The sequence below is a fragment of the Pseudomonas sp. B21-040 genome, assembly GCF_024748695.1.
Taxonomy (GTDB): domain Bacteria; phylum Pseudomonadota; class Gammaproteobacteria; order Pseudomonadales; family Pseudomonadaceae; genus Aquipseudomonas.
Map to the genome: position 1 here is coordinate 409,422 of NZ_CP087176.1, position 16,217 is coordinate 425,638.

Here is a 16,217-nt window from a genome sequence, read left to right on the forward strand (position 1 = left end):
ACGATCTTCAGGTCAATACAAATCGACAGGATCGACATCCAGCGACCAGCGCACCGCCCGTCCGCTCGGCATCTGCTCCAGCACCAGCAACCAACTGGCCAGCAACCGATGCAGCGGCGCCCGCGCCGTGGCCTGCAATAATAGCTGTGCACGATAACGTCCGGCGCGGCGTTCCATCGGCGCAGGCACCGGCCCCAGCAGTTCGATTCCGCCAAGATTCTGTTCGTCCACCAAACGTTCGGCCTCGCTGCATGCTTCATCCAGGAAACTTTCGGCCTGCCCCGGCTTGTGCGCTTCGGCCCGCAGCAGCGCCAGGTGTGCGAAGGGCGGCAGGCCCGCCGAGCGACGTTCGCTCAAGGCCTGTTCGGCGAATGCGAAATAGCCCTGCTCCGTCAACTGCACCAGCAGCGGGTGGTCTGCCAGGTGCGTCTGGATGATGACTTTGCCCGGCTCTTCCGCCCGCCCGGCCCGCCCGGCCACTTGAACAATCAACTGCGCCATGCGTTCGCTGGCGCGGAAGTCACCGGAGTACAACCCGCCGTCGGCGTCGAGAATCGACACCAGCGTCACCCGTGGAAAGTGATGCCCTTTGGCAAGCATTTGCGTGCCGACCAAAATGCACGGCTGGCCCTTTTGGATGGTGGCAAATAGCTGATTCATCGCGTCTTTGCGCGACGTGCTGTCGCGGTCGACCCTCAGCACCGGGTAGTCCGGGAACAGAATCGCCAGGCGTTCCTCGGCGCGCTCGGTGCCAGCACCCACGGGGCGCAAATCGACTTTGCTGCATTTCGGGCAGCGCCGGGGCACGCGTTCGACGTAGCCGCAATGGTGGCAGCGCAACTCACCGGAGCGCTGGTGCACGGTCATCCGCGCATCGCAGCGCTGGCATTCAGACATCCAGCCGCAGTCGTGACACAACAAAGTCGGCGCAAAGCCACGACGGTTGAGGAACACCAATACTTGCTGGCCGGCTGCCAGCGTCTGACCGATGGCTTGCTGCATCGGTCCGGAAATACCGCTATCCAGCGGGCGACTTTTTACATCCAGGCGCAGGAAACGCGGCTGCTTGGCACCACCCGCCCGCTCGTTCAGGCGTAGGAGGCCGTAACGGCCGGTGTAGGCGTTGTGCAGGCTTTCCAGTGAAGGCGTGGCGGATCCAAGGACAATCGGGATGTTTTCCTGCCGGGCGCGGACCAACGCCAGGTCACGGGCGTGATAACGCAAGCCTTCCTGCTGTTTATAGGAGCCGTCGTGCTCTTCGTCGATGATGATCAGACCGGGGTTTTTCATCGGCGTGAACAGCGCCGAGCGCGTGCCGATAATAATGTCGGCGTCACCGTCCCGAGCGGCGAGCCAGGCTTCGAGCCGCTCGCGATCATTGACCGCCGAGTGAATCAACGCGATGCGTGCATTGAAGCGCTGCTCGAAGCGCGCCAGGGTCTGCGGGCCGAGGTTGATCTCCGGGATCAGCACCAGCGCTTGTTTACCGGCTTCGAGGGTTTCGCGGATCAGCTGCAAATAGACTTCGGTCTTGCCGCTGCCCGTGACACCGGCGAGCAGAAAGGCGTGATAACTGTCGAAGCCGGCGCGAATGGCTTCATAGGCTGCGCGCTGTTCCGGGTTGAGCGGCAATTCCGGTTGCGCCAGCCAGTGTTCGTGGCGTGCGCCGGGGGCGTGCTTGCGAATCTCCACTTGCACCAGATCCTTGGCCAGCAGCAAGTCCAGACTGTCTTTGCTCAACATCAGTTTGCTCAACAACTGATGGGCGACGCCGTGGGGATGCTGGGCCAGTGTCGCCAAGGCTTCGCGTTGGCGCGGGGCGCGGGCGATGCGAGGGTCATCGAGGCTGGCGCCGGGCGCCGCGGACCAGAAGCGTTCCTGGCGCGCCTCGGCCAATTCACCCTGACGCAACAATACCGGCAACGCCCAGCTCAAGGTGTCGCCGAGGCTGTGCTGGTAATACTGGGACGTCCATAAACACAGTTTGAACAGCGCCGCCGGTAGCGGTGGCGTGGCGTCCAGCAAGGCCAGGGCCGGTTTGAGTTTTTCCACCGGCACTTCGCTGGTGTCGGTAACTTCCACCAGTATCCCGATCATTTCCCGACGACCGAACGGCACCCGCAAGCGCATGCCCGGTTGCAGCTGGGCGCGCAGGACCCCGGCCGGGGCGCGGTAATCGAACAGACGGCGCAGGGGCGAAGGCAGGGCGAGGCGCAAAATGGCGTCGGGCACGCGGGGGGATCTCGATCAACTAACAAAAAAGGGCTTGGCACATACATCTGTAGGGGTCGCTTAATGGGTCGGGAGCCTAGCAGACGGTCGGTAGAAGCGACAGCTTGCGCGATTGCAAAGGTCTGGTAGAATCCGCGGCCTAATTACGTGCGGTATTCAACAATAGTGTTGAGTGGCGGCACGCTAGCCTGAGGAATCATCATGAAAGCCGATATCCATCCAACATACGAAATCACCGCAGTTACCTGCAGCTGTGGCAACAAGTTCGAAACTCGTTCGAACCTGGCCAAGCCTCTGGCGATCGACGTATGCAACGAGTGCCACCCGTTCTACACCGGTAAGCAGAAGACTCTGGATACTGGCGGTCGTGTACAGCGCTTCGCAGACCGTTTCGGCGCTTTCGGCAAGAAAGCTCCAGCTGCTGCAGAGTAAGGTTGAAGGGCCCGATGGGCTTTTCCTTGCTGTTGAAAAAGGCGTCCCTCGCGGGCGCCTTTTTTGTGTCCGCGATTTGGCTGTCAGGCGCCCAGGCGTTCTGCCCGACGCCGAGCGAGCTGGAGTCGGTCACCGTGCAGCGGGTCGTGGATGGCGACACCTTGCGCCTGAGCGATGGCCGCAGTGTGCGCATGATTGGTTTGAATACGCCTGAGCTGGGCAAACAGGGCCGCTCCGACGAGCCGTTTGCCGTGGTTGCGCGCAAACGCCTTGAAGCGCTGGTGGCTGCCAGCGATGGACGCGTCGGTTTGCTGCCGGGTAAAGAAAGCAAGGACCATTACGGTCGCACGCTGGCCCATGTCTATGGCGCCGACGGTGCCAATCTCGAAGCACAGATGCTCGCCGAAGGCCTCGGTTTTCAAGTGGCGGTGGCACCCAATGTTGATTTGGTCAGCTGTCAGCAAGCTGCTGAACGCAGTGCACGTCAGGCCGGGCTTGGTATATGGCGGCAATCCCCTGTACTGAAAGCGGAGCAGATCGAGGCTTCCGGGTTCGCCGTGCTCAGCGGTCGTGTGAGCAAGGTTCAGCGCAATCGCGGCGGGGTTTGGATCGAGTTGCAGGATTCGGTTGTATTGCGCGTTGCACCCAATATGCTCAACAGGTTCGATGTCGCGGCGCTGGAAACGCTTCAAGGCGCGCAAATTGAGGCGCGTGGCTGGGTCCAGGACCGCTCGCGTCGCGGTGGATTGAAACCCGGGCAAGCACGCTGGCTTCTGCCGCTGACGGATCCTTCGATGCTGCAAGCGACGCCATAATAAAAATTGTAGACATTTTTTCTAGCGATTGTGAACAGTCTACCCCTTGTGTTCCGTGGCTCTTGGCCCAAAGTCTTAGGGCAGGGCGCTTGACAGGGGTGACCGGTCAGTCTTGTGGGGATTTTGCGAGGCGCGTATCCTCGCTGACCAGTCTGTCCAACAGTAAAAGCGGAATGCCAAAATGTCTGATCTGAAAACTGCCGCTCTCGAATATCATGCCCATCCTCGTCCAGGTAAGCTGAGTGTCGAGCTCACCAAGGCCACCGCTACCGCCCGCGACCTGTCGCTGGCCTACAGCCCCGGCGTAGCCGAACCAGTACGCGAAATCGCCCGCGATCCTGAACTGGCCTACAAATACACCGGTAAGGGCAACCTGGTTGCAGTCATTTCCGATGGCACCGCCATTCTTGGCCTGGGTAACCTCGGCCCATTGGCTTCCAAGCCAGTAATGGAAGGTAAAGGCGTGCTGTTCAAGCGCTTCGCCGGCATCGACGTTTTCGACATCGAAGTCGATTCCGAAAGCCCGCAAGCCTTCATCGACACCGTCAAGCGTATCTCCATCACCTTCGGTGGCATCAACCTGGAAGACATCAAGGCACCAGAGTGCTTTGAGATCGAGCGCGCTCTGATCGAGCAGTGCGACATTCCGGTGTTCCACGATGACCAGCACGGCACTGCGATCGTTACCGCAGCCGGCATGATCAACGCCCTGGAAATCGCTGGCAAAACCCTCGCTGACGCCAAGATCGTCTGCCTGGGCGCCGGTGCTGCCGCCATCTCCTGCATGAAATTGCTGGTGAGCATGGGTGCCAACATCGAAAACATCTTCATGGTTGACCGTACCGGCGTGATCCACTCCGGCCGTGACGACCTGAACCAGTACAAGGCTGTCTTCGCTCACGCGACTGACAAGCGCACCCTGGCTGACGCGCTGACCGGTGCTGACGTGTTCGTAGGCCTGTCCGGCCCGAACCTGTTGAGCGCTGAAGGCCTGAAGTCCATGGCGGCCAACCCGATCGTGTTCGCGTGCTCCAACCCGGATCCGGAAATCTCCCCGGAACTGGCCCACGCCACCCGTGACGACGTGATCATGGCGACCGGCCGTTCGGACTACCCGAACCAGGTCAACAACGTACTGGGCTTCCCGTTCATCTTCCGTGGTGCCCTGGACGTTCGCGCCAAGCGCATCAACGAAGAAATGAAAGTGGCTGCCGCCAACGCCCTGCGCGAACTGGCCAAACTGCCAGTGCCTCAGGAAGTGTGCGACGCCTACGGCGGCATCAAGCTGGAATTCGGTCGTGAGTACATCATTCCGAAACCAATGGATGCCCGTCTGATCACCCTGATCTCCGATGCCGTGGCCAAGGCTGCGATCGAGACCGGCGTAGCGACCCTGCCGTATCCGAAGAACTACCCGCTCAAAAGCGTGGATGACGTGTTCAACGGCTAAGCCGTTGTAGCGCTTCAACCGAAAGCCCTGGCTCGTGAGAGTCGGGGCTTTTTTTTGCCTGTAGGTGATCGTGGTGATCGTTCCCACGCTCCGCGTGGGAATGCCTCTACGGACGTTCTGCGTTCGGCTCTGGATGGGACGCGGAGCGTCCTGGGCGGCATTCCCACGCAGAGCATGGGAACGATCAGTGCAACAAAAAGCCCCGCGCTTCTCACGAAGGCGGGGCTTTCTGTTGGCGCTGCGATCAGAACAAATCGATCGGCGCCGCTTCGTCCGCTGGCAGTGGGCTGCCCGGCGCATTGCCGTTACCCAGTTCATTCATCGACGGAGGTGTGTCCTCGGCCTTGAACAGTTCGAAGTAAGCGCCTGGCGTGCCTGGCGTCGCCGCACGACCGCTGATCGGGTCAACCCGCAGGCTCAGGATGCCTTCGGGCTCTGGCTGCGTATGCGGCGGCTTGTCTTTGAGGGCGGCGGCCATGTAGTTCATCCAGATCGGCAGCGCGACAGTGCCCCCGAATTCCTTGCGGCCCAGGCTTTCAGGCTGGTCGAAACCGGTCCAGACCGTGGTCACGTAGTCCGCGTTATAGCCGGAGAACCACGCGTCCTTGGATTCGTTGGTCGTGCCGGTCTTGCCCGCAATATCGCTACGGCCCAGGGCCAGCGCGCGACGGCCGGTCCCGAGTTTGATCACGTCCTCCAGCATGCTGTTGAGGATGAAAGTCGTGCGGCCATCGACGATGCGTTCGGCTACGGCTGGCGCTTGCGGCGCAGTGCCTGGCGCGGCTGGAACCTCACCCGGGGTGGCGTTGACCGTGAAGGTTTGCGCGGCAGGTGCGGCAATACCGTCGGTGGCCGTATCGCCTTTTGGAACGCTCGCCGGGTTGGCGACGAACAGCGTGTCACCGTTGCGGCTTTCGATCTTGTCGATGATGTACGGGGTGATCTTGTAGCCGCCGTTGGCGAACGTGCTCCAGCCGGTGGCGATCTCCATTGGCGTCAGGGTCGCGGTGCCCAGTGCCAGCGACAAGTTGGGCGGCAGGTCCTGCTTGTTGAAGCCAAAGCGGGTGATGTAGTCGATGGTCTTGCCAACGCCCATCGCTTGCAACAGGCGGATCGACACCAGGTTGCGCGACTTGTAGAGCGCCTCGCGCAGTCGGATCGGGCCGAGGAAGGTGTTGGTGTCGTTCTTCGGACGCCAGACCTTGTCCAGGTATTCGTCGACAAACACGATCGGTGCGTCGTTCACCAGGCTGGACGCGGTGTAGCCGCTATCCAGCGCGGCACTGTAGACGAAGGGCTTGAAGCTCGACCCCGGCTGACGCTTGGCCTGCAAGGCGCGGTTGTAGTTGCTCTGTTCGAAGGCGAAACCGCCGACCAGCGAGCGAATGGCGCCATTCTGCGGGTCCAGTGAAACCAGCGCGCCTTGTGCTTGCGGGATTTGGCTGAATTTCAGCGAGTTGTCCGGTTGACGCTGCACGCGAATCAAGTCACCTACCTGAGCCACGTCCGAAGGCTGTTTCGGGTTGGCGCCCATGCTGTTGGTGTTCAGGAATGGGCGCGCCCATTTCATGCTGTCCCAACTGATGTGCCCGTCACCGGTGCGGGTCATCACCTGCAGGCCGTTTTTATCGACCTGAGTGACGATGGCGGGCTCAAGGCCGCTGATGGTGCGTTGTTTGGTCAGCTCGGCGGCCCAGGCTTCGCGCGTCTTGCCCGGCAGGCGTGACTCAGGGCCGCGATAACCGTGGCGCTGGTCATACGTCATCAAGCCTTCGTGGACCGCTGTGTTAGCCATTTCCTGCAGGTTGCTCGGCACGGTCGTGGTAACGCGAAAACCTTCGGTGTAAGCGTCGGCGCCATAGCGACCGACCATTTCGGCCCGGGCCATTTCGGCGATGTACGGCGCGTTCACTTCCGGCGTTGGCACATGATAGCTGGCATTCAGCGGCTCGTTGATCGCCGTGGTGTAGTCCGCTTCGGTGATTTTTCCGAGTTTGTACATACGCCCCAGGATCCAGTCGCGGCGTTCTTTGCTGCGGGCCGGATTGGCCAGCGGATTGAAGCGCGACGGTGCTTTCGGCAGGCCGGCGATCATTGCCATCTGGGCAAGGCTGACATCGCGAATCGATTTTCCGTAATAAACCTGCGCCGCCGCCTCGATACCGTAGGCGCGGTTGCCCAGGTAGATCTTGTTGACGTACAGCTCAAGGATTTCGTCCTTGGTCAGCTGCCGTTCGATTTGCAAGGCCAGGAGAATTTCGGTGGTTTTGCGCGAGAAGCTGCGTTCGCTGGTCAGGAAGAAGTTCTTCGCCACCTGCATGGTGATGGTGCTGCCGCCGGACTGAATGTGCCCGCTTTTGACCAATTGGGTGGCGGCACGCATCAGGCTGCTGGGGTCGACGCCGTAGTGGTTGGCGAAGTTGTCGTCTTCAGCACTTAGTAACGCATTAATGAAATTGGGGGGAATGTCGGCGAAACGGATCGGTGTGCGGCGCATTTCGCCAAATTCTGCGATCAACTTGTTGTCGCTGCTGTAGACCCGCAATGGAATCTGCAACTGGATGCTTCTGAGAGCCTCCACGGACGGTAATCCGGGACTAAGGTAAAGATACGCGCCACTCAGACCCAGAAGCAGTCCGCAGAAAACGGCGACGATGGACCAACCGAAAAATTTCAGCAGACGAATCAAGGCTTTTGGACATCCAGGGCAAAGAATGAATTAGGCATCAGGGTTCAGAAACAGGGAACGACCCGCGCTTGAAGTAAAAACCGGAAAAAAACGCTGGGCATTATAAGCATTTTTCGGCGAGGAGCGTCATTGGCGCTTCTGTCAAGACGGGGTGAATGAACGCAATGGATATTACAGAGTCCGTAAGACACGGATAGTCATAGGGAATTGGTAGTGCTAGGACTCTTCAATAAAAAAGCCAACTCGTTGTTGGGGATCGACATCAGCTCGACATCGGTAAAGCTTCTGGAACTCAGCCGCCAGGGCGATCGCTATCGGGTCGAGGCCTACGCGGTAGAGCCGTTGCCTGCCAATGCCGTGGTCGAGAAAAATATCGCCGAACTCGAAGGCGTCGGGTTGGCGCTCTCGCGAGTGCTGCTCAAGGCCCGGACCAGCCTCAAGAGCGTGGCGGTGGCCGTGGCCGGTTCGGCGGTGATCACTAAGACCATCGAGATGGACGGCGGACTTTCCGACGACGAGTTGGAAAACCAGCTGAAGATCGAGGCCGATCAGTACATCCCCTATCCGCTGGATGAAGTCGCCATCGACTTCGAAGTCCAGGGCGTCTCTGCGCGTAACCCCGAGCGCGTCAGTGTATTGCTGGCGGCCTGCCGCAAGGAAAACGTCGAGGTCCGTGAAGCGGCGCTGGCCCTGGCCGGCCTGACTGCGCGCGTAGTCGATGTCGAGGCCTACGCACTGGAGCGTTCTTTCAGTTTGCTGTCGACGCAACTGCCCGCCCCTCGGGAGCACCTGACGGTCGCGGTGGTGGACATCGGCGCGACCATGACCACCCTCAGCGTGTTGTACGACGGGAAGATCATCTATACCCGCGAGCAATTGTTCGGCGGTCGGCAACTGACTGAGGAAATTCAGCGACGTTATGGTCTGACGGTCGAGCAGGCAGGGCTGGCGAAGAAGCAGGGCGGTTTGCCGGACGACTACGTCAGCGAAGTCTTGCAACCGTTTCGCGAGGCGCTGGTGCAACAGGTTTCACGCTCGTTGCAGTTCTTTTTTGCCTCCGGTCAGTACAACGCGGTCGACCACATTCTACTGGCCGGTGGCACGGCGTCGGTGCCGGGGCTTGACCGGTTGATCGAGCAGCGCCTGGGCACTTCCACTCAGGTGGCCAACCCGTTTTTGAACATGACCTTGAGCAGCAAAGTTAACGCCGGTGCCCTGCTCAGTGATGCGCCAGCCCTGATGATTGCGTGCGGGCTCGCCCTCAGGAGTTTCGACTGATGGCGCGGATCAATCTTTTACCCTGGCGCGAAGAACAGCGAGAAGAGCGTCGCAAACGCTTTTTGCTGGCGTTGGTCGGTGTGCTGGTTTGCTCCGTAGGGGGGGTACTGGTCGCGGACCAGGTCATTAGCGGCGCCATCGATCGGCAAGCTGCCCGTAATGGGTATATCGCCAAACAGATTGCAGTAGTCGACGAGCGGATCGCCCAGATCAGTGACCTCAAAGCCCGCCGTCAGCAACTGGTCGAACGCATGCGAATCATTCAGGACCTGCAGGGCAACCGACCGATCAGTGGCCGGATCTTCGATCAATTGGCTCGCGCGCTGCCGGACGGCGTGTATTTCACCGAAGTGAAAATGGTCGGCAAAACCTTGTCCATCACCGGCGCTGCCGAGTCAAACAATCGCGTGTCGGATCTGATGCGCAATCTGGATGCGTCCGACTGGTTCGATGCCCCAAGCCTCACCGAGGTCAAAGCGACAACCGCCGGTCAGCTGGATCAGGCCAACGTTTTTCAACTGACCGTTCGTCAGACGCAGCCCGCAGCCGTGGAGGGCGATCAATGAGTCCGTCCCAATGGTTTGCAGGCCTGCGCAATGTTGATCTCAACGATCTGGACACCAGCAACATGGGGTCCTGGCCTCCGGCGATCAAGGTGTTGGTGGGTGTTCTGTTGATGCTGCTGGTGTTGGCACTCGGGTACACCTTTTACCTCAGTGACCTGCAAGACCAGCTCCATCTCAAGCGCGAGGAAGAACTGACCCTCAAGGAGCAGTTCGCCACCAAAGCCCGCATGGCCGCGAATCTGGAACTGTACACCCAGCAAATGAAGGAAATGGAGACCTCCTTCGGGGTGCTGCTGCGGCAATTGCCCAGCGATACCGAGGTCCCGGGTCTGCTGGAGGACATCACCCGCACCGGGCTCGGCAGTGGTCTGGAGTTCGAAGAGATCAAACTGTTGCCGGAAGTCACCCAGCCGTTCTACATCGAGCTGCCGATCCAGATCACGGTGACCGGCGCCTATCACGACCTGGCGACCTTCGTCAGTGGCGTGGCCGGGCTGCCCCGGATCGTTACGCTGCATGATTTCGACCTTGCTCCGGCCAATCCCGAAGGCGGTGCGAAGTTGCGCATGAGCATCCTGGCCAAGACCTATCGCTATAACGACAACGGGGCACAGAAATGAGCCCGGTTCGTTGTTTGTCGATGGTTGTTTTGTTTGCCAGCCTGACCGCATGTGACAACAGCAACGATGTCGGCGACCTGGATGCCTACCTGAACGAAGTGCGTCTGCGGGCTCCGGGCAAGATTGAACCAACGCCGACGTTTCGGTCTTATCCAACGTTCACCTACAGCGCTGCCAACCTGCGCAGTCCGTTTTCCCGGCAGATCAGAGTGGACCTGGCTGGCCAGAAGCGCGGCTCGCGGAACGTCACGCCCGACCTCAATCGGGTCAAGCAGTACCTCGAAGGCTTCAACATCGAGCAGTTTGAAATGGTCGGCACGATTTCCAATGCCACCGGCTCCTTTGCGCTGTTGCGCGGGGCGGGCGGTGTGCATCGGCTGAAAGTCGGCGATTACCTGGGGCGTAACGATGGACGGATCGTCGCCATCAGCGGCTCCCAAGTCGATGTGATCGAAATCGTTCCCGATGGCGAGGGTGCCTGGCTGGAACGACCTCGGACCCTCCCTTTGAAAGAGCACTCATAGTGGAACTCGAATAATGAACAGGATTTTCTCAACCCTCGGTATTTCGCTATGGATAGCGTTGTTGCCGCCGATGGTGCTTGCGACCAACCTCAAAGCGCTGGATGTCGCCGCGCTACCGGGTGATCGCGTCGAGTTGAAGTTGTCTTTCGACGGGCCGCCACCAGCGCCCCACGGGTATACGACCGAACAACCGGCGCGGATTGCCCTGGACCTGCCCGGCGTGGTCAGTCAGCTGGCGAGCAAGAGTCGTGACCTGGGCGGCGGCAATGCCCGCAGTGCAACGGTGGTGGAGGCCCAGGACCGGACGCGGCTCATCATTAACCTGACGCAGTTGATGCCGTATAGCGCGAAGGTCGAAGGCAACAATCTGTTGGTGGTGGTCGGGCAGGGGGCCAATAGCAAGGCATTGAAACCGGCGGCGAGCGCCCCTCGCGTTGCGATGACAACGCCAGCACCGGCAAAAACCTACGCCCCGGCGAGCAAGGCTATTCGCGGCGTCGACTTCCAGCGCGGCACTCAGGGCGAAGGAAATGTGGTTATCGATCTGTCCGATCCGTCCATCGCACCAGACATCCGGGAACTCGACGGCAAAATTATCCTGGGTTTTGCCAGGACCCAATTGCCCGAGCAATTGCGCGTGCGGTTGGACGTCAAGGATTTCGGCACCCCGGTGCAGTTCGTCAACGCCAGCGCCACCGGCGACCGGGCCACAATCAGCATCGAGCCCGGCGGTACCTTCGACTACTCAACTTATCAGACGGACAACAAGCTGACTGTCAGCATCCGGGCGATGAGCGTCGAGGATCTGCAAAAACGCAACGCCGAGCGCATGGCCTATATCGGTGAAAAACTTTCGCTGAACTTCCAGGACATCGATGTGCGCTCGGTGCTGCAACTGATCGCCGACTTCACCAACCTCAATCTCGTGGCCAGCGATACCGTGCAGGGCGGTATCACCTTGCGGTTGCAGAATGTGCCGTGGGACCAGGCGCTGGATCTGGTGCTGAAAACCAAGGGGCTGGACAAACGCAAGATCGGCAATGTCCTGTTGGTGGCGCCTGCCGATGAAATCGCCGCCCGAGAGCGTCAGGAACTGGAATCGCAGAAGCAGATCGCCGAACTGGCGCCGTTGCGTCGGGAGCTATTGCAGGTCAATTACGCCAAGGCTGCTGATATCGCCAAGCTGTTTCAATCGGTGACCAGCGCCGACGCGAAAGCCGACGAGCGGGGCTCGATCACGGTGGATGAGCGGACCAACAACATCATTGCCTACCAGCCTCAGGATCGCCTCGATGAACTTCGGCGCATTGTTACGCAGCTGGATATCCCGGTGCGCCAGGTCATGATCGAAGCGCGAATCGTCGAAGCCAACGTCGATTACGACAAAAGCCTCGGCGCGCGCTGGGGTGGTTCGGTGCGCAATCAGGGTAACTGGAACACGTCCGGGGTCTCCAATGGTTCGTCGACTACCCCCAGCACCAACTCACCGTTTGTCGACCTGGGCGCGGCTGGCAATACGTCGGGCATCGGCATCGCATTCATCACCGACAATGTGTTGCTGGATCTGGAGCTGACGGCGATGGAGAAAACCGGCAACGGCGAAATTGTCTCGCAGCCCAAGGTTGTTACCTCCGACAAGGAAACCGCCAAAATCCTCAAGGGCACGGAGATTCCCTATCAGGAGGCCAGTTCCAGTGGCGCGACCTCGGTGTCATTCAAGGAGGCCTCGCTGTCTCTGGAAGTGACACCGCAGATCACGCCGGACAACCGGATCATCATGGAGGTCAAGGTCACCAAGGACGAACCGGACTACCTGAACAAAGTGCAGGATGTACCGCCGATCAAGAAAAACGAGGTCAATGCCAAGGTCCTGGTCAACGACGGCGAGACCATCGTTATTGGCGGCGTTTTCTCAAATACTCAAAGCAAGGTAGTAGATAAGGTGCCATTTCTTGGTGATGTGCCGTATCTTGGCCGCCTTTTCCGGCGTGACGTGGTTTCGGAGAAAAAATCCGAGCTGCTGGTATTTCTCACTCCGCGTATCATGAACAATCAGGCGATTGCTGTGAGTCATTGATTCTGTGCGAAATTTGATTCTTGTTGGACCGATGGGCGCTGGTAAAAGCACCATCGGCCGGTTGCTGGCCAAAGAGCTGCGCCTGCCGTTCAAAGATTCCGATAAGGAAATTGAATTGCGCACGGGCGCCAATATCCCGTGGATTTTCGATAAAGAAGGCGAGCCGGGCTTTCGTGACCGCGAGCAGGCGATGATTGCCGAGCTGTGCGGCTGCGACGGCGTGGTGTTGGCGACCGGTGGCGGCGCGGTGATGCGCGAAGCCAATCGTCGGGCGTTGCATGCCGGTGGTCGGGTGGTCTACTTGCATGCTTCTGTCGAGCAGCAAGTGGGTCGTACGGCCCGTGATCGCAATCGACCCTTGTTGCGTACCGCCGATCCAGCCAAGACCCTGCGGGATCTCTTGGCGATCCGCGATCCGCTTTATCGGGAAATCGCCGACCTGGTGATTGAAACCGATGAGCGGCCGCCGCGAATGGTGGTGCTCGACATTCTCGAGCGCTTGCAGCAGCTACCGCCCCGTTAAAGCAGAGCGCGAAATGCGCTATCCTCGGCGTCCTGTCATGATCGCCCAAGGTTGTGGCGGAGGCTACCGAACGGCGTCGCACCAGCAGACGCCGTGGACATTCGATAACTCAAGGCAGGACGCCTGATTCCATCTTCACTGTGGGGACACATGCAGACACTCAAGGTCGATCTAGGCGAGCGCAGCTACCCGATTCACATTGGCGAAGGTTTGTTGGATCAACCCGAGCTGCTGGTCCCGCATATTCGTGGTCGGCAAGTAGCGATCATCTCCAACGAGACCGTAGCACCGCTCTACCTCGAGCGTCTGACCCGCAGTCTGGCGCAGTTCTCGGTGATTTCCGTGGTGCTGCCCGATGGCGAAGCCTTCAAGACCTGGGAAACCCTGCAACTGATTTTCGACGGTCTGCTGACCGCACGGCACGACCGCCGCACCACGGTGATCGCGCTCGGTGGCGGTGTGATTGGTGACATGGCCGGCTTTGCTGCCGCCTGCTACCAGCGCGGCGTCGATTTCATCCAGGTGCCGACCACGCTGCTGTCGCAAGTCGACTCTTCGGTCGGTGGCAAGACTGGTATCAACCATCCGCTGGGCAAGAACATGGTCGGCGCGTTCTATCAGCCGAACGTGGTGCTGATCGATACCGCGACCCTCAATACCCTGCCGGCCCGCGAACTGTCCGCCGGGCTTGCCGAAGTCATCAAGTACGGGCTGATCTGCGACGAGCCGTTCCTGACCTGGCTCGAAGAAAACGTTGATCGCCTGCGCGCCCTGGATCAAGTCGCCCTGACCTACGCCATCGAGCGCTCTTGCGCGGCCAAGGCGGCGGTGGTCGGTGCCGACGAGAAAGAGACCGGCGTACGTGCCACATTGAACCTCGGTCATACGTTCGGTCACGCCATCGAAACCCATATGGGCTATGGTGTCTGGCTTCACGGTGAAGCGGTCGCTGCTGGCACCGTAATGGCGTTGGAAATGTCCGCGCGCCTGGGCTGGATCAGCGAGCAAGAGCGTGATCGTGGCATCCGCCTGTTCCAGCGTGCCGGACTGCCGGTCATTCCGCCTGAGGAAATGACCGAAGCCGATTTCCTTGAACACATGGCAATTGACAAGAAAGTGATCGACGGTCGTTTGCGCCTGGTGCTGCTGCGCCACATGGGCGAAGCGGTGGTGACCGACGATTATCCGAAAGAGATTTTACAGGCCACGCTGGGAGCGGATTACCGCGCCCTGGCTCAGCTTAAAGGTTAATAAGATCCCGATGACTAGTTTGCATGCCGACGAGGCTTTCCTCGGCCATTACCAGTTAAGTCATGACCCTTTTGCTCCACGGGTGCCTGGCTTCAAATTTTTCCCGGCCCAGCGCAAACCGGTGCTGGGGCAACTGCATCACCTGGCGCGTTACAGCCAGTTGCTGCTGGTGGTCACCGGTCCGCAAGGCAGTGGCAAGACCCTGTTGCGCCAGGCCCTGGTAGCCAGCACCAATAAGCAGTCGGTGCAGAGTGTTGTGGTTTCCGCTCGCGGTGCTGGCGATTCGGCGGGCATCTTGCGCCAGGTGGCTCAAGCGCTGAACGTCGAGCAAACCGAGATCGGTGCAATCCTGGCGCAGGTGGTCCAACTGGCGTTGACCGGCCAGGAAGTCTATTTGCTGGTGGATGACGCCGAGCATCTCGACGAGTCCGCGCTGGAGGCCCTGATGGCCCTGGCCGCTGGCGCACCGGAAGGTCGTCCGCACGTTTTCCTGTTTGGCGAGTCGTCGCTGATCGCTCAACTTGAGGCGCTGAGCCTTGAGGAAGAGCGTTTCCACGTCATCGAATTGCAGCCTTACACCGAAGAAGAAACCCGCGAATACCTGGAGCAACGCCTCGAAGGCGCCGGCCGGGGTATCGAACTTTTCACCGCGGATCAGATCTCTGATATTCACGAAAGCTCCGACGGTTGGCCTGGCAACATCAACCAGGTCGCCCGCGATGCAATGATCGAAGCCATGATTGCCAGCCGCTCAGCGGTGAAGCGTCCAAGTATGGGGTTCAACATGCCGAAGAAACACGTGTTGGCGATTTCCGCCGTTGTCGTGGTCGCGGTAGCCGCCGCCTGGTTGATGCCGGGCCGCAGCAAAGCACCGACCACCGGCGCACCTGCCAACGAACAGGCACAACTGCCACTGGGTCAGGGGTCGCCACAACCTGGCGGCGGTGCGCCATCCGTCGAATTCGCCGGTAACTCGCAGCCGATGCCATTGCCGCTGGTCGGCAACTCGCAACCGGTCATGCGCGGTCCGTTGGCCGAAGCGGCCGGGGGCATCACTGAGGGCGACGACGGCGTGCCGGTCGAGGGTTCCAGCGCTACACCGCCAACCGTGACCACCATCGCCCCGCCAGCGGGCATTCAGCCAGGGCCCGCACCGACGCCAGCCGCCAAACCGGTGCCTGCGCCGACCCAGGTAGCAACGGCCAAGCCTGCGCCAGTGCCTGTTGCCAAGCCTGCCGCGGCATCGGCGCCAGCCAAGCCCGCTGTAGCCGCCAAGCCTGCCGAGAAACCAGCCCCCGCTGCCAAGGCTGCTGGCGGCACGTGGTATGCCGGGCAACCGACGAGCAACTACGTGGTACAGATCCTCGGCACCAGCTCCGAAACGACTGCGCAAAACTTCGTGAAAGAACAGGGTGGCGAGTACCGTTATTTCAAGAAAGTCCTCAACGGCAAGCCGTTGTATGTCATCACCTACGGTAACTTCGCCAACCGCGATGCAGCCGTTACCGCTATCAAGGCCTTGCCAGCGAAGGTTCAGGCTGGTAAACCTTGGCCTCGCACTGTCGCCAGCGTCCAACAGGAACTGGCAACAACTCGCTGAAGATTCGGCGGCCTTACCCAGGCCGCCTCTCCAAGCACCTCAAAATTTCTACAAGTGCGCGCCGTCTCTACAGACTGCGTGCCTTGTGGTGTCTGCGTCACAGTAGTCTTTGAGTCGTTGCAGTCAAAATTAAAAAAAGTTTTGACTAGCACAGCAGATC

13 protein-coding genes are annotated in these 16,217 nt (G+C 60.1%); 11 read left to right on the plus strand and 2 right to left on the minus strand.

Going from position 1 to position 16,217, the window contains the following annotated elements; genetic code table 11:
- Positions 1–12: 12 nt before the first annotated feature.
- Positions 13–2,232, minus strand: coding sequence for a primosomal protein N' (locus LOY55_RS01895; protein ID WP_077432315.1), 2,220 nt, complete (start codon positions 2,230–2,232; stop codon positions 13–15).
- Between the two features lie 201 nt (positions 2,233–2,433).
- Between LOY55_RS01895 and rpmE the strand changes: the two genes are divergently transcribed.
- The 3 genes from rpmE to LOY55_RS01910 all read left to right on the plus strand — a co-directional run bounded on the left by rpmE (position 2,434) and on the right by LOY55_RS01910 (position 4,929).
- The gene (rpmE, locus tag LOY55_RS01900) at positions 2,434–2,664 is read left to right on the plus strand and encodes a 50S ribosomal protein L31 (protein WP_007899231.1); all 231 of its coding nucleotides are present in this window, start codon (positions 2,434–2,436) and stop codon (positions 2,662–2,664) included.
- A gap of 14 nt (positions 2,665–2,678) precedes the next feature.
- Positions 2,679–3,479 carry a thermonuclease family protein gene (locus LOY55_RS01905; RefSeq protein WP_223525455.1) on the plus strand — a complete coding sequence of 267 codons (801 nt, stop codon included), beginning with the start codon at positions 2,679–2,681 and terminating at the stop codon, positions 3,477–3,479.
- Between the two features lie 181 nt (positions 3,480–3,660).
- A complete protein-coding gene (locus LOY55_RS01910) occupies positions 3,661–4,929 on the plus strand; it encodes a malic enzyme-like NAD(P)-binding protein (protein WP_046031175.1) in 1,269 nt (422 codons plus the stop codon).
- A gap of 244 nt (positions 4,930–5,173) precedes the next feature.
- Here LOY55_RS01910 and LOY55_RS01915 read toward each other — a convergent pair whose 3' ends face one another.
- Complete coding sequence (locus LOY55_RS01915; protein ID WP_371916746.1) at positions 5,174–7,615, minus strand: penicillin-binding protein 1A; 2,442 nt, start codon at positions 7,613–7,615, stop codon at positions 5,174–5,176.
- 216 nt (positions 7,616–7,831) lie between these two features.
- Here LOY55_RS01915 and LOY55_RS01920 point away from each other — a divergent pair, with 216 nt between their 5' ends.
- From LOY55_RS01920 to LOY55_RS01955, 8 genes are all read left to right on the plus strand, one after another.
- Positions 7,832–8,896 (plus strand): pilus assembly protein PilM, encoded by a 1,065-nt coding sequence (locus tag LOY55_RS01920; RefSeq protein ID WP_223525454.1) that lies wholly within the window; start codon positions 7,832–7,834, stop codon positions 8,894–8,896.
- Complete coding sequence (locus LOY55_RS01925) at positions 8,896–9,462, plus strand: PilN domain-containing protein (protein WP_046031172.1); 567 nt, start codon at positions 8,896–8,898, stop codon at positions 9,460–9,462. Before LOY55_RS01920 ends, LOY55_RS01925 begins: the two co-directional genes overlap by 1 nt.
- Complete coding sequence (gene pilO, locus LOY55_RS01930) at positions 9,459–10,082, plus strand: type 4a pilus biogenesis protein PilO (RefSeq protein ID WP_109785373.1); 624 nt, start codon at positions 9,459–9,461, stop codon at positions 10,080–10,082. Before LOY55_RS01925 ends, pilO begins: the two co-directional genes overlap by 4 nt.
- Complete coding sequence (locus tag LOY55_RS01935) at positions 10,079–10,606, plus strand: pilus assembly protein PilP (protein ID WP_223525453.1); 528 nt, start codon at positions 10,079–10,081, stop codon at positions 10,604–10,606. Before pilO ends, LOY55_RS01935 begins: the two co-directional genes overlap by 4 nt.
- A gap of 13 nt (positions 10,607–10,619) precedes the next feature.
- Positions 10,620–12,683, plus strand: coding sequence for a type IV pilus secretin PilQ family protein (pilQ, locus tag LOY55_RS01940; protein ID WP_046031169.1), 2,064 nt, complete (start codon positions 10,620–10,622; stop codon positions 12,681–12,683).
- Between the two features lie 4 nt (positions 12,684–12,687).
- On the plus strand, positions 12,688–13,206 hold the full coding sequence (gene aroK / locus LOY55_RS01945; protein WP_046031168.1) for a shikimate kinase AroK: 519 nt from the start codon (positions 12,688–12,690) through the stop codon (positions 13,204–13,206).
- Between the two features lie 150 nt (positions 13,207–13,356).
- Positions 13,357–14,457 (plus strand): 3-dehydroquinate synthase, encoded by a 1,101-nt coding sequence (aroB, locus tag LOY55_RS01950; RefSeq protein WP_046031167.1) that lies wholly within the window; start codon positions 13,357–13,359, stop codon positions 14,455–14,457.
- 10 nt (positions 14,458–14,467) lie between these two features.
- Entirely contained in the window at positions 14,468–16,057 is a 1,590-nt protein-coding gene (locus tag LOY55_RS01955) for an AAA family ATPase (RefSeq protein WP_223525452.1), read from the plus strand.
- The last annotated feature ends 160 nt before the right edge of the window (positions 16,058–16,217 follow it).

Excerpts from the sequence above, each read along its gene's own strand:
- LOY55_RS01910 (WP_046031175.1), top strand. The coding sequence starts at position 3,661 with ATGTCTGATCTGAAAACTGCCGCTCTCGAATATCATGCCCATCCTCGT.
- LOY55_RS01935 (WP_223525453.1), top strand. The coding sequence starts at position 10,079 with ATGAGCCCGGTTCGTTGTTTGTCGATGGTTGTTTTGTTTGCCAGCCTG.
- aroB (WP_046031167.1), top strand. The coding sequence starts at position 13,357 with ATGCAGACACTCAAGGTCGATCTAGGCGAGCGCAGCTACCCGATTCAC.
- pilO (WP_109785373.1), top strand. The coding sequence starts at position 9,459 with ATGAGTCCGTCCCAATGGTTTGCAGGCCTGCGCAATGTTGATCTCAAC.
- LOY55_RS01925 (WP_046031172.1), top strand. The coding sequence starts at position 8,896 with ATGGCGCGGATCAATCTTTTACCCTGGCGCGAAGAACAGCGAGAAGAG.
- rpmE (WP_007899231.1), top strand. The coding sequence starts at position 2,434 with ATGAAAGCCGATATCCATCCAACATACGAAATCACCGCAGTTACCTGC.
- LOY55_RS01905 (WP_223525455.1), top strand. The coding sequence starts at position 2,679 with ATGGGCTTTTCCTTGCTGTTGAAAAAGGCGTCCCTCGCGGGCGCCTTT.
- pilQ (WP_046031169.1), top strand. The coding sequence starts at position 10,620 with ATGAACAGGATTTTCTCAACCCTCGGTATTTCGCTATGGATAGCGTTG.
- LOY55_RS01955 (WP_223525452.1), top strand. The coding sequence starts at position 14,468 with ATGACTAGTTTGCATGCCGACGAGGCTTTCCTCGGCCATTACCAGTTA.